At 57.5% G+C, this 12,343-nt stretch carries 14 protein-coding genes; 13 read left to right on the top strand and 1 reads right to left on the bottom strand.

Features of this window, described 5'->3' with window-relative positions:
• Window position 1: 1 nt before the first annotated feature.
• The 13 genes from ahbB (DFR30_RS14525) to DFR30_RS04060 all read left to right on the top strand — a co-directional run bounded on the left by ahbB (DFR30_RS14525) (window position 2) and on the right by DFR30_RS04060 (window position 11,611).
• A complete protein-coding gene (gene ahbB / locus DFR30_RS14525; RefSeq protein WP_132971466.1) occupies window positions 2-1,003 on the top strand; it encodes a siroheme decarboxylase subunit beta in 1,002 nt (333 codons plus the stop codon).
• Window positions 996-1,439, top strand: coding sequence for an Lrp/AsnC family transcriptional regulator (locus DFR30_RS04115; RefSeq protein ID WP_132971465.1), 444 nt, complete (start codon window positions 996-998; stop codon window positions 1,437-1,439). The genes ahbB (DFR30_RS14525) and DFR30_RS04115 overlap by 8 nt, the downstream gene beginning before the upstream one ends.
• Before the next feature lies 1 nt (window position 1,440).
• Entirely contained in the window at window positions 1,441-1,953 is a 513-nt protein-coding gene (ahbB, locus tag DFR30_RS04110; protein ID WP_132971464.1) for a siroheme decarboxylase subunit beta, read from the top strand.
• Window position 1,954: 1 nt separating this feature from the next.
• Window positions 1,955-3,166 carry a heme d1 biosynthesis radical SAM protein NirJ gene (gene nirJ / locus DFR30_RS04105; protein WP_132971463.1) on the top strand — a complete coding sequence of 404 codons (1,212 nt, stop codon included), beginning with the start codon at window positions 1,955-1,957 and terminating at the stop codon, window positions 3,164-3,166.
• Window positions 3,163-4,725, top strand: coding sequence for a nitrite reductase (locus tag DFR30_RS04100; protein WP_132971462.1), 1,563 nt, complete (start codon window positions 3,163-3,165; stop codon window positions 4,723-4,725). The genes nirJ and DFR30_RS04100 overlap by 4 nt, the downstream gene beginning before the upstream one ends.
• 180 nt (window positions 4,726-4,905) lie before the next feature.
• A complete protein-coding gene (locus DFR30_RS04095; protein WP_132971461.1) occupies window positions 4,906-5,340 on the top strand; it encodes a c-type cytochrome in 435 nt (144 codons plus the stop codon).
• 10 nt (window positions 5,341-5,350) lie between these two features.
• Window positions 5,351-6,751 carry a cbb3-type cytochrome c oxidase subunit I gene (locus DFR30_RS04090; RefSeq protein WP_132971460.1) on the top strand — a complete coding sequence of 467 codons (1,401 nt, stop codon included), beginning with the start codon at window positions 5,351-5,353 and terminating at the stop codon, window positions 6,749-6,751.
• Window positions 6,751-7,341 carry a cytochrome c oxidase subunit 3 family protein gene (locus DFR30_RS04085; RefSeq protein ID WP_132971459.1) on the top strand — a complete coding sequence of 197 codons (591 nt, stop codon included), beginning with the start codon at window positions 6,751-6,753 and terminating at the stop codon, window positions 7,339-7,341. Before DFR30_RS04090 ends, DFR30_RS04085 begins: the two co-directional genes overlap by 1 nt.
• On the top strand, window positions 7,328-7,609 hold the full coding sequence (locus tag DFR30_RS04080) for a cytochrome C oxidase subunit IV family protein (RefSeq protein ID WP_132971458.1): 282 nt from the start codon (window positions 7,328-7,330) through the stop codon (window positions 7,607-7,609). Before DFR30_RS04085 ends, DFR30_RS04080 begins: the two co-directional genes overlap by 14 nt.
• Window position 7,610: 1 nt before the next feature.
• Window positions 7,611-8,426 (top strand): CbbQ/NirQ/NorQ/GpvN family protein, encoded by an 816-nt coding sequence (locus tag DFR30_RS04075; RefSeq protein WP_132971457.1) that lies wholly within the window; start codon window positions 7,611-7,613, stop codon window positions 8,424-8,426.
• Between the two features lies 1 nt (window position 8,427).
• The gene (locus tag DFR30_RS04070; RefSeq protein ID WP_132971456.1) at window positions 8,428-8,808 is read left to right on the top strand and encodes a magnetosome magnetite crystal formation protein family; all 381 of its coding nucleotides are present in this window, start codon (window positions 8,428-8,430) and stop codon (window positions 8,806-8,808) included.
• Window positions 8,805-9,761 (top strand): 4Fe-4S binding protein, encoded by a 957-nt coding sequence (locus tag DFR30_RS04065; protein WP_132971455.1) that lies wholly within the window; start codon window positions 8,805-8,807, stop codon window positions 9,759-9,761. Before DFR30_RS04070 ends, DFR30_RS04065 begins: the two co-directional genes overlap by 4 nt.
• Window positions 9,762-9,766: 5 nt before the next feature.
• Window positions 9,767-11,611: a nitric oxide reductase activation protein NorD gene (locus tag DFR30_RS04060; protein WP_132971454.1), complete on the top strand. Its 1,845-nt coding sequence runs from the start codon at window positions 9,767-9,769 to the stop codon at window positions 11,609-11,611.
• Between the two features lie 6 nt (window positions 11,612-11,617).
• Here the strand turns inward: DFR30_RS04060 and DFR30_RS04055 are convergent, their stop codons facing one another.
• The gene (locus DFR30_RS04055; RefSeq protein WP_132971453.1) at window positions 11,618-12,340 is read right to left on the bottom strand and encodes a Crp/Fnr family transcriptional regulator; all 723 of its coding nucleotides are present in this window, start codon (window positions 12,338-12,340) and stop codon (window positions 11,618-11,620) included.
• Between the last annotated feature and the right edge of the window lie 3 nt (window positions 12,341-12,343).

Raw genomic sequence — 12,343 nt, 5'->3', positions numbered from 1 at the left:
TATGGAAGTCCTGACTGAACGTCTGCTCAACAACTACCAGCGGAATTTCCCGCTGCTGCCGGCACCGTTTGAACATATTGCGCAGTCACTGAACACTGATTCAGGCACCGTACTGAAACGCCTCAGGGAATTGCAGAAAAACGGCGCCGTGAGCCGTGTCGGCGCTGTCTTCAAGCCTAATACCGTGGGTGTCAGCACGCTGGCGGCAATTGCCGTACCGGACAACCTGCTGGAGAGCGTGGCGCCGATTATCAGCGCATTTCCGCAGGTAAACCATAATTATGAACGCGAGCACGAATATAACCTGTGGTTCGTGGTCACCGCCAGGGACCAGCCGGCACTGGTACAGAGCCTGCGACAAGTCGAGGAACGCGCAGGCTACCCGGTGCTTTCCCTGCCACTGGTCAAGGATTACCACATCGATCTGGGTTTCCCTATGCAGCTTGATCAGCAACCCGAACCTGTCACGCTGGAAGAGACACCTTTCATACCGAACCAGGCTATCACCCCCACGGACCCGGCCAGTGCCGAGGACCTGATCGATGCCATCCAGGACGGGCTGCCGCTGGTCGCGCGGCCTTACCGGGAGATTGCCGAACGCCTGGGCTGGTCGGAACAACAGGTGATCGAGCGGCTGCAACAAATGCTGGAAAGCGGCGTCATCAAGCGACTGGGTGTCGTCGTGCGGCATCATGAACTGGGTTACCGCGCCAATGCCATGGTGGTCTGGGACGTGCCGGACGAGTTTGTCGATCAGCTGGGTTACCAGCTGGGCCGGCAGGACTGTGTCACCCTGTGTTACCAGCGTCCGCGCCGTCTTCCGCAGTGGCCCTACAACCTGTTCTGCATGGTGCACGGCAGGGACCGCGACGATGTGCTGGCCTGCGTCGAACGGATGGTCGAAGGACTCGGGCTCGAGCAACTCGACAAATCGATCCTGTTCAGCGGCCGACGCTTCAAACAACGTGGTGCACGCTACCGGGGTACGCAGCTGAATGGATGATCTCGATCGCCGCATCATTAATCAACTACAGGGCGGGTTCCCGGTCAGCGCACGCCCGTACCGGGATGCGGCGCGCAAACTGGATACCAGTGAGAGTGAGCTGATCACCCGTATCCGCTGCATGCTCGATGACGGACTGCTGACACGCTTCGGCCCGTTGTTTCATGCAGAACGTATGGGTGGGGCCCTGAGTCTTTGTGCACTGAAAGTGCCTCAGGCAAGATTTGATGAAGTGGTGGGAAAAGTAAACAGTTTCCCTGAAGTCGCGCACAACTACCAGCGCGAGCATGAAATGAATATGTGGTTCGTACTGGCCACTGAAACGCCACAACAACTGGACGAGGCCATTCAGAATATTGAACGCTGTACCGGTCTGGAAGTTTACAACTTCCCCAAGCAGACGGAGTACTACGTTGGTCTGAACCTTCAGGTATGACATGACGGATTCTGCAGCACACAGTGAGATTATTGAAACGCCGGACGACCTGGACCGGCGGCTGGTGCTTGCCACCCAGGCCGGGCTGCCACTTCATGCAAGACCCTGGCACTGGCTGGCGACCGAACTCGGCGTCGAACCGGAGCAGGTCATGGCGCGCGTACAGGCCATGCTCGAAGATGGCCGTATCCGGCGTATCGGTGTACTGCCCAATCACTACCGGCTGGGGTATGTCGCAAACGGTATGTCAGTGTGGGATATACCCGATGATATTATCGACGATGTCGGTCGCCAGGTCGGGCAATTGCACAGTGTCAGCCACTGCTACCAGCGGCCACGGCATCTGCCGGACTGGCCCTATAACCTGTTCGCCATGGTGCATGGACACGACCGCCAGGAAGTCATGGAGGAAGTGGATGCGATTGCTGATCTGCTGGGTGAACGGGCGCGTAGCCATGATATCCTGTTCAGCACCCGCATCCTTAAAAAAACCGGCTTGAGAATAGGAGGCTGATATGTTCCGCATATCACAGTACATGAAGGAACTTGAACAGCCGCTGGATAACCCGGTGTCACGCCAGCCGCCGGGGCCGGTGGTCATCTGGAACCTGGTGCGGCGCTGCAACCTGACCTGCAAGCACTGTTATTCCATTTCCGCTGACATTGATTTTCCCGGCGAGCTGTCTACCGATGAAGTCTTCACCACAATGGATGATCTTCGCAACTTCGGCGTGCCGGTACTGATCCTGTCCGGTGGTGAGCCACTGCTACGCCCGGATATTTTCGATATCTCACGGCGCGCAAAGGAGAAAGGCTTTTATGTCGGCCTGTCGACCAACGGCACCCTGATCAACGAAGGCAATATCGCTGACATCGCTGCCATGAACTATGACTATGTCGGCATCAGTATCGACGGTATCCGCGAAACACACGATCGCTTTCGCCAGAAAGAGGGTGCCTTCGAGGCTTCAATGCACGCCATCCGTCTGTGCCGTGAAGCCGGAATCAAGGTCGGCATGCGCTTTACGCCGACACAGGATAACGCCCACGAGCTGCCACAGATGCTGGATGTCATGCGCGAGGAGCAGGTCGACAAGCTGTATGTCTCACACCTGAACTACGGCGGGCGTGGTAACCGCAACCGGCGTTCGGACGTTGTCCACCAGGCTACCCGCCGGGTGATGGACCTGCTGTTCGAACGTTGCCGGGAAGATATCCAGGCCGGCCGGTCGACCGAGTATGTCACCGGTAACAACGATGCAGACGGTGTCTACCTGTTGCAATGGGTAAAACGTAACCTGCCGGAGCGCTATGATTACCTGCACCAGCGCCTGGTACAGTGGGGCGGTAACTCGTCCGGCGTCAACATCGCCAATATCGATAATCTTGGCAACGTACACCCCGACACCTTCTGGTGGAACTACAACCTGGGCAATGTAAAGGAAAGGCCGTTTTCTGAAATCTGGCAGGATCGCAACGACCCGTTGATGGACGGGCTGAAACAATCGCCGCGCCCACTGAAGGGACGTTGCCGGGTGTGCCATTACCAGGATGTCTGCGGCGGCAACACCCGCGTGCGAGCTTTCCAGCTGACCGGCGATCCCTGGTGGGAGGACCCGGCCTGTTACCTGGACGATGAGGAACTGGGTATCTCCGAAGCAGACTATAGCGACGACAAACCGGAACCGTCAGAACTTGAAATTCGCACCATAAGGCGGGCCAGTTGAAGCGGATCGTCCTCGCCTGCTCAACGTTTCTGCTGCTGACATCGGGACCGGCCCGGGCCGACGCTGCGCCTGATGCGCCAAAACTGTTTCAGTCACAGTGCGCCCGTTGCCACGGTGATAACCGCCTGGGCGCCATGGGTCCCGCCCTGCTGCCGGAGAACCTGCACCGCCTGCGCAAAAACAAGGCTGCCGGTGTAATTGCCAACGGCCTGCCCGCCACACAGATGCCGGCCTTTGGCAAAAAACTGACTGACACACAAATCACCACGCTGGTCGACTACATTTATTCACCGCCGGAACACCCCCCGGTGTGGGGCGAGAAGGAAATCCGCGCCAGCCATATTGTCTACCCGGCGGCTGAACAGGCAAGCCCGTCCGACAAGCCGGTGTATGACGCCGACCCGCTGAACCTGTTCCTGGTGGTAGAAGCCGGCGACCACCATGTCACGGTACTCGATGGCGACCGCCTGGAACCCATTAAACGTTTCAAATCACGCTTTGCCCTGCACGGCGGCCCCAAATTTTCTTCTACCGGACGTTATGTGTATTTTGCCTCGCGCGATGGCTGGATCACCAAGTACGATATGTACCGGCTGGAAGTCATCGCCGAAATACGCGCCGGTATCAATACCCGTAATGCAGCCGTGTCTGCGGACGACCGCTATGTCATGGTCGGAAACTACCTGCCGCACAGCCTGGTGCTGCTGGACGCGAAAGATCTCAGCCTGATCAAAATCATTGATGTTAAAGATGACTTCGGCCACAGCTCACGTGTCAGTGCCGTGTATACTGCACCACCCCGGCAGAGTTTTGTAGTCGCACTGAAAGACCTGAAGGAAGTCTGGGAGATCAGCTACGCCGATGATCCGGAGCCGGTCTATAACGGTCTGATGCACGACTACCAGTTGAAAGAAGGCCTGGCCGAAACCGGGCGCTTCCCGGTACGGCGCATCCGTCTGAATGATTATCTGGATGATTTTTTCTTCGACCCCTCCTATGAACACCTGATCGGTGCGGCGCGGAACGCCCGTAACGGCCAGGTGGTCAACCTGCTGGTCGGGCGCAAGATTGCCGATATCGACCTGTCCGGTATGCCCCACCTCGGGTCCGGCATCACCTGGAAATACGCTGACACGCGTGTACTGGCGACGCCCAACCTGAAAGACGGTGTGGTGACCATTATCGACATGCATAACTGGAAAACGATCAAAAAAATCAACACCGACGGCCCGGGATTCTTCCTGCGCAGTCATGAGAACACCCCTTACGCCTGGGTCGATGTGTTTGTCGGGCCACATCGCGACGAAGTCCACGTTATCGACAAGAAAACCCTGGAAATCGTAAAAACCCTGAAACCCGTGCCTGGCAAGACCTCCGGGCATGTCGAGTTCACCCGTGACGGCAAGAAAGCCCTGCTGAGTATCTGGGAAAAAGACGGTGCCATCATCGTCTACGATGCCAGCACGCTCAAAGAGATCAAGCGCCTGCCCATGAGCAAGCCGGTCGGGAAATACAACGTCTACAACAAAATCACCCGTTCTGAAGGCACCAGCCACTAACCCCCCTGCCATTGCGAGCGCAGCGCGGCAATCTCCCACAGTCTCACACCAGATCAAACAGATTGCCGCGCTGCGCTCGCAATGACGGTGTGTGAGGTCGCTTGATGTATATCAAGGACAAGCCACGGCCTGCATCGTTAAATCGCCCACAGGTTCCCGGAAAAAAGAGGTGAGTCAGCCATGAGTGATGTATTCACAAAAAGCATGGCGAGGAATATCTACTACGGGGGAAGTGTGTTTTTCTTCCTGCTGTTCCTCGCACTAACGTTCGACACCCTGGGCGAAGTCCCGAATCGCGACAACCACGAGGCCATCACGGAACAGGTTGCCCTGGGCAAGAGAGTGTGGGAACAGAACGACTGTATCGGGTGCCATACCCTGCTGGGTGAGGGCGCCTATTTCGCACCGGAGCTGGGCAATGTCTACAAGCGCTTCGGCAACTCGACCGATGCCATCGTGGCCTTCATCAAGAGTCGCCCGGTAGACGGGATCCCCGGTCGCCGCAGCATGCCGCAATTCAACCTGTCGGATGAAGAGCTGGAGGCAGTCGCCGCCTTCCTGAAGTATGCCAGCGAAATCAATACCGATAACTGGCCACCGAACATCCAGGGCTGAGGGGTACATCATGAAATATTCTTCACAAGCTGTTGCCAAACTTTACTTTATCGCAGCCATCGGCCTGTTCGTGGGACAGATTCTGTTCGGCGTCATTCTCGGACTGCAGTATGTCATCGGTGATTTCCTGTTTCCGGAGATCCCTTTCAACGTTGCCCGAATGGTGCATACCAACCTGTTGATCGTCTGGTTGCTGTTCGGCTTTATGGGCGCGTCCTATTACCTGGTGCCGGAAGAAGCAGAGCGTGAACTGCACAGCCCGTTACTGGCGAAAGTGCTGTTCTGGATATTCCTGGTCGCCGGCGCGCTGACCATTCTGGGTTATCTGCTGGTGCCTTATGCGAGGCTGGCCGAACTCACCATGAACGACCTGCTGCCGACCATGGGACGCGAGTTCCTGGAGCAGCCGACGATTACCAAGATCGGTATCGTGATTGTCGCGCTGGGCTTCCTGTATAACATCGGCATGACCATACTGGCAGGCCGCAAGACCGTGGTTAACCTGGTATTGCTCACTGGTCTGGTCGGCCTGGCAGTGTTCTTCCTGTTCTCCTTCTACGTACCGGACAATCTGGTCACCGACAAGTACTTCTGGTGGTGGGTTGTCCATCTGTGGGTGGAAGGTGTCTGGGAACTGATCCTCGGCGCCATCCTGGCCTTTGTGCTGATCAAGGTCACCGGTGTTGACCGTGAGGTCATCGAGAAATGGCTGTATGTGATTATCGCCATGACCCTGATCACCGGTGTTATCGGTACCGGTCACCACTTCTACTGGATCGGTACGCCCGAATACTGGCAGTGGTGGGGATCGATCTTCTCCGCCATGGAACCGATTCCGTTCTTCATGATGACGGTATTCGCCTTCAATATGGTCAATCGCCGTCGCCGCGAGCATCCCAACAAGGCGGCCGTGCTCTGGGCGCTGGGAACGGCGGTCATGGCATTCCTGGGCGCGGGCGTATGGGGGTTCCTGCATACACTGGCCCCGGTGAACTACTATACTCACGGCACACAGATCACCGCAGCACACGGGCATATGGCCTTCTATGGCGCCTACGTGATGATCGTGCTGACCATCATTTCCTATGCCATGCCCAAACTGCGCGGCCAGGAAGCCGCCAACCCGCGCGCGCAGGTGGTAGAGATGTGGTCGTTCTGGCTGATGACCGTGTCGATGGTGTTTATCACCCTGTTCCTCACCGGCGCCGGCGTGTTGCAGGTGTGGATGCAGCGTTACACAGAAGTACCGGAAGCGTTCATGGTCGTTCAGGAGAAGATCGCCATTTTCTACTGGTTACGTGAACTCGCCGGTGTTGTGTTCCTGCTCGGCCTGATCCTGTATGTCATCTCATTCTTCGTCAAAGGTGGCGAGCGTGAGATGGCGACCGACAATGTGGCCAACACCGCCTGATGGAAGCGATCGCCAGTCACCCGGCTGTTCGGGAAAAAAGCAGTCTGCCGGGTGATTTCGCGATCTGGATATTTATCTACGCCGAACTGCTGGTGTTCGGCGTTTTTTTTCTGGCCTATGCTTTCACACGTGCGCGGCATGTCGAACTCTTCAATACCTTTCAGCAGACGCTGGATCGTGAAAGCGGTGCTATTAACACCCTGGTACTGATCACCTCCAGTTACTTTGTGGTAATGGCGGTCAATGCCATACGCCGTAACGCAGCACGTCGCTGCAGCCTGTGGCTAACACTGGCTATACTCAGTGGGAGCGTATTTGTTTTCCTGAAACTGGCCGAATTTTCCGCCAAACAGGCAGAAGGCGTGACACTCAGCACCAACACCTTCTACATGTTCTACCTGTCACTGACCTTCTTTCATTTCATGCACGTGTTAATGGGAATGGTCATTCTGTCAGTGGTCGCCGTGAAAGCCTACCGGGGCGACTACAGCGCGCAGCAACACACCGGTGTCGAGACGGGCGCATCCTACTGGCACATGGTAGACCTGGTGTGGATTGTGCTGTTTCCACTGGTCTATGTCCTGCACTGAAATGGACAGGATAGCTTACAAGGGATTGCAGGTATGGCTGATCCTGGTGGCGCTAACGCTGGTGACCTATGCCGCAGGACGAGCCGGCCTGGGTGGTCGACTGGTGATTACCGGACTGCTGCTGTCGGTGGTCGTGAAAGGACAGTTGATTGCAGATCATTTTATGGGCCTGAGGGACGTACGCAACCCCTGGCGCTGGATCGTAACGGGCTGGCTGCTGGTCGTGGTAACGTTGATCGGTGTAGCCTTTACCCTGGGAGAAAGCTGACATGGTAACCGAAGTGACTCAATTTCCGGCCTCTGGCGAGGAGCTGCCTTTCTACCAGCCACAGAATCGCGAGGTGGAACTGTTTAGCTACGCCTGGCGCAACCAGCTGCCGATGCTGCTCAAGGGGCCGACCGGTTGTGGCAAGACACGGTTTGTCGAGCACATGGCGGCTCGACTGGGGCGTCCGTTATACACGGTTGCATGCCATGATGACCTGACCGCGGCGGACCTGGTCGGACGCCACCTGATTGGCGACGGTTCCACCTACTGGAATGACGGCCCGTTGACCCGCGCCGTGCGTGAAGGAGCCATCTGCTATCTCGACGAGGTTGTCGAGGCGCGCAAGGACACAACTGTCGTATTGCACCCGCTCTCGGATAACCGGCGCATCCTGCCTATCGAGCGTACCGGTGAAACGCTGCACGCACCCCCGGAGTTCATGCTGGTGGTTTCCTACAATCCCGGCTACCAGAACATGCTCAAGGGTATGAAACCATCCACCCGCCAGCGCTTTGTCTCTGCACGTTTCGACTTCCCGGACGCGCAAACCGAGCAGGAGATCGTGGTGCGTGAAACCGGTATCGGGCCGGAACTTGCCAGGCGCCTGGTCGAGCTCGCCCACGGCCTGCGCGCCCTGAAAGACCACGATATCGAGGAATCAGCCTCTACCCGCCTGCTGATCTATACCGCACAGCTGATACGAGACGGTTTTGAAGCCACGGAAGCCTGCCGCGCCGCCCTCATCGAACCGCTCACCGATGACGAGGCCACCGTAGAAGCTCTGATGGATGTGGTACAGGCCAGTTTCGGAGACTGACGTGGACAGCAACCGCGGGAAATCACTGGCGATACAGGCCGAGGCCTTGTACCTCGTCAACCTGATGCTGGCACCCGGACTGGCGTTTTTCCTGCTGCTTGGCCTTTACTGGCTTAACCGCGGCAAGGCCGATGCACTGGCCGTGAACCACCTGTCACAGACCGTTGGCGTCAGTGTTACAGGCGGGGCATTGATTATTCTCGCTTTTGGTATTTTCCTGTACACGGGGGGTATGGAGTCGGGATACACCCTGATGACTATCGTGCTGTATTTCACTTTCATTCACAGCAGCCTCATTTTCATGGGGGTACTGGGCCTGGTGAAGGCCATGGCCGGCGAGCACTATGTCTACCCGCTGATTGGCCGGTTTTTCCGCGCATGAACCGCACACAACGACAAAGGCTGTTCTGGCGCAGCGCCTTCTTTGCCCTGTTTGTGCTGGCACCACCGCTGGATCTTTTTCGCCTGGACCTCTACCAGGGGCACTTTATTTTCCTCGGTATGCCCTGGACACTCGGCGTGCATGATGCCGGCACCGTGCAGGCCAGTGTCAATCTTGTATTGCGTGTCTTCGTACCACTGCTGACCCTGATCGGTTTCGGCCTGTGGCTGTCGTGGCGTTACGGGCGACTCTATTGTGGCTGGCTATGCCCGCACTTCTCCGTGGTCGAGGCCATTAACAGCCTGATGCGACGTGCCAGCGGAAAAGTGACCCTGTGGCAGCGCGAGCCGTTGCCGGAGGTGCAACGGGATGGTACGGAAATTCACCCGCGTAAAACGGCATGGGTAGCGGTTATGCTGGCGATCGCTGGCTTCTCGTTACTGTGGGCGGTGACTTTTCTGACATACCTGCTGCCACCGGACGAAGTCTGGGGGAATCTGGTACGCGGTGAACTGACCCGCAACCAGTTTATTTTTATCACGGCTGCCACCTTGCTGCTGACGATTGAATTCAGTTTTGCCCGCCACCTGTTCTGCCGCTACGGTTGCGCCGTGGGCCTGTTCCAGAGCCTGGTGTGGATGGCCAACCACAAAGCTCTGGTGGTCGGCTTTAACCGCGCCCGTGCCGCGGACTGCGCGAGCTGCGACGCTTCCTGTGAGCATGCCTGCCCGATGCGCCTGCAACCACGCCAGATCAAACGAAAAATGTTTACCTGCACCCAGTGCCAGCAGTGCGTACAGGCCTGTGAGCGGGTCAACCTGCCAAAGGGGAAACCTGGCCTGCTGACCATGCTGGACGGCCAGTGTGCGCTGGACGTTTCCGAGCGTGACTTCGGGCGTCGTCCCGATGTGCCGGCCAGTTGCTTCCCCAAAGTACCAACGGACGGCGGCTGAACGCGATGGAGGAATGGGTCGGCCAGCTGTGGCACAACATGATTACCCGCGCGGCGCGGCAAACATACCCGCAAGCCGCTGTCAGCCTCGATGAAATCCGTCGCCCGGCTGCAATGCTGTTCAGGGCGCTGGGCGGTGATGGCGGCTTGCGTATCGAAACCGCTAACCAAACCGAAACCGGCGCACGCAGAAGCCTGCTCAGCCGTATCGCGGGCAGTAACGACCGCACTGAACTGGCCTGGCGCGATGAAGACACCCTGCGCCTGCCGGCACGCATTGCCTGGTTTCCCGAGCGCACACTCAATCGCGAGCTGTACCTGTGGCTGGCGGCACTGGCCGCACGCAGCACGCAACAGCACGGCGAATGGCTACAGGAAAATGCAGCGGCCAGTACCACACTGCTGGTATCCCACCCCGGGCTGAGAAAGCGTTACCAGCGACTGGTCGAGGCACACCTCGAACAACGGCCCGATCCCCGCAAGCTTAAAAATGACGAAGCCGAACAGGAACGGGCGATCCGGCATGCCCTGCTACAGCCGCAGGATGTTACCGCACCACTTCCTCCTGCGGCCGTCTCACCACTGCCGGTTCCCCTGTGGCTACACCCCGACCCACCGCTTACCGCTGCAGGATCTCCGCCGGCCCGGGAAGATGACAACAGCGATGAGGATACACAGCAACAACACAGCGAACAGGTCGATTCCGGTAAACGCCGCCGCGGCGAACGTGTCGATACACCGGAGGGTAAAGGCGGCCTGCTGGCGTTCCGGCTGGAAAGCCTGTTTACCCGTGCTGAGTTTGTCAATGTCGATCGCACTACGGAAGAAAACGAGGATGAAGACGCCGGTTCGGCTCTGGAAGATATGGAGGTGGTCAGTGTAGCGCATGACCGTGGCCGTGTGGCTTCACGCCTGCGCTTTGATCTCGACCTGCCCCCGGAGGACAACGACGATCTTTACCTCGGTGAGGGTATTGCCCTGCCCGAATGGGACTATCGTAAACAGATACTGCAACCGGATCACTGCCGCCTGCAACGCATGCAGGCACGTGACGCGGAGCCATCCCCCCTGCCGCAACACCTCCAGCTCAAGGCACGACGCCTGCGCAGGCTATTCGAGGCCTTCAAACCAAAACGCCAGTGGCTGAATGCCCAGGCCGACGGCAGTGAGCTGGACCTTAATGCCCTGATCGACCATGCAACAGACCGCTTGCGGGGCATTAAAAGCACCGAGGCCAGCCTCTACCGCCGTTTTGAAAATGCCGAGCGCGATCTTTCCTGCCTGCTGCTCGCCGACCTGTCACTGTCGACCGATGCACATGTCAATAATAAACAACGTATCATCGACGTGATCCGTGACAGCCTGTTCCTGTTTTCCGAAGCCTTGCAGGCAACCGGTGACCGCTTTGCCCTGTATGGATTCTCCTCGCGTCGACGTGACCACGTCCGCTTCCATGTACTGAAAGACTTTACATCGCACTACGACAACCAGGTTCGTGGCCGTATACAGGCCATACGACCGGGCTACTACACACGCATGGGTGCCGCCATTCGCCATGCCACCAACCTGATAGACAGGGAGCCGTCCCGGCAAAAGCTGTTACTGTTGCTCACGGATGGCAAACCCAATGACCTGGACAAGTATGAGGGTCGTTATGGCGTGGAAGATACACGCAAGGCCGTGCACGAAGCACTGGAGCGTGGCGTGCGCCCTTTCTGTGTCACCATTGACGAGAAGGCCGGTGATTACCTGCCTTACCTGTTTGGCAGCGCGTCCTATATCCTGGTGCGCAATGCCAGCGAACTTCCGTCAAAATTGCCGCTGTTGTATGCACGCCTGACCAGCGAATAGCATGAATTACGCATTCCCTCCCCTGGCATAATTCCGCAACTGGCCAACATCCCGCAGCACCATCCCGCTATCATCAATATCAATCAGGCCGTCACGGTTCAGTTTCGAAAACGTGCGCGACAGGGTTTCCGGCGTTATAGACAGGCGTGAGGCAATAACGTGCTTGGGAATATTCAGCTGAACACGCGATGCTCCACGGTCTGTACTGGGCACCTGGTCGAGCAGATAGGCCACCACACGAAAGGTCGCATTGTGCAGCGTCAGGCGATCGATCTCGGCAATCTGCCAGTGCAGCCGGCGACTCATCTGCGCCATGATGGAAAAACAGGCCTCTGTCGACTGGTGAAGGATATCGGTGTATATACCGGCATCGAAGCACAGTACCTGGCTGGCCTGTAGCGCGGTCGCCGTTACCGGGTACAGCGGTTGCAGTGAAAACATAATCGCTTCAGCAAAAGTACTACCGGGCGTAATAAGATCAATCACCTTCTCATGGCCTTCGGGTGACAGGCGCGCCAGCTTTATCTGACCGGACTCCAGCATAAAAATCTCACTCGCCGGACGCTCCTGCTCGAACAGTACCTGACCTTCATCCAGTGATGCAGCCTGGGTACTTTGTACAATGGTATCCAGTTGCCCTTCATCCAGTTTCTGGAACAGAATGGACTCACGCATGAAAACCAGCGCGTCGTTCCTTGCTTGATCACTCAGCTGTATTCGATTACTCATACC

It is taken from the genome of Thiogranum longum, assembly GCF_004339085.1.
GTDB classification, from domain to species: domain Bacteria; phylum Pseudomonadota; class Gammaproteobacteria; order DSM-19610; family DSM-19610; genus Thiogranum; species Thiogranum longum.
This window is presented reverse-complemented; position numbering and strand designations above follow the sequence as displayed.

Excerpts from the sequence above, each read along its gene's own strand:
- ahbB (WP_132971466.1), top strand. The coding sequence starts at position 2 with ATGGAAGTCCTGACTGAACGTCTGCTCAACAACTACCAGCGGAATTTC.
- DFR30_RS04115 (WP_132971465.1), top strand. The coding sequence starts at position 996 with ATGGATGATCTCGATCGCCGCATCATTAATCAACTACAGGGCGGGTTC.
- ahbB (WP_132971464.1), top strand. The coding sequence starts at position 1,441 with ATGACGGATTCTGCAGCACACAGTGAGATTATTGAAACGCCGGACGAC.
- nirJ (WP_132971463.1), top strand. The coding sequence starts at position 1,955 with ATGTTCCGCATATCACAGTACATGAAGGAACTTGAACAGCCGCTGGAT.
- DFR30_RS04095 (WP_132971461.1), top strand. The coding sequence starts at position 4,906 with ATGAGTGATGTATTCACAAAAAGCATGGCGAGGAATATCTACTACGGG.
- DFR30_RS04090 (WP_132971460.1), top strand. The coding sequence starts at position 5,351 with ATGAAATATTCTTCACAAGCTGTTGCCAAACTTTACTTTATCGCAGCC.
- DFR30_RS04085 (WP_132971459.1), top strand. The coding sequence starts at position 6,751 with ATGGAAGCGATCGCCAGTCACCCGGCTGTTCGGGAAAAAAGCAGTCTG.
- DFR30_RS04080 (WP_132971458.1), top strand. The coding sequence starts at position 7,328 with ATGTCCTGCACTGAAATGGACAGGATAGCTTACAAGGGATTGCAGGTA.
- DFR30_RS04075 (WP_132971457.1), top strand. The coding sequence starts at position 7,611 with ATGGTAACCGAAGTGACTCAATTTCCGGCCTCTGGCGAGGAGCTGCCT.
- DFR30_RS04065 (WP_132971455.1), top strand. The coding sequence starts at position 8,805 with ATGAACCGCACACAACGACAAAGGCTGTTCTGGCGCAGCGCCTTCTTT.
- DFR30_RS04060 (WP_132971454.1), top strand. The coding sequence starts at position 9,767 with ATGGAGGAATGGGTCGGCCAGCTGTGGCACAACATGATTACCCGCGCG.
- DFR30_RS04055 (WP_132971453.1), bottom strand. The coding sequence starts at position 12,340 with ATGAGTAATCGAATACAGCTGAGTGATCAAGCAAGGAACGACGCGCTG.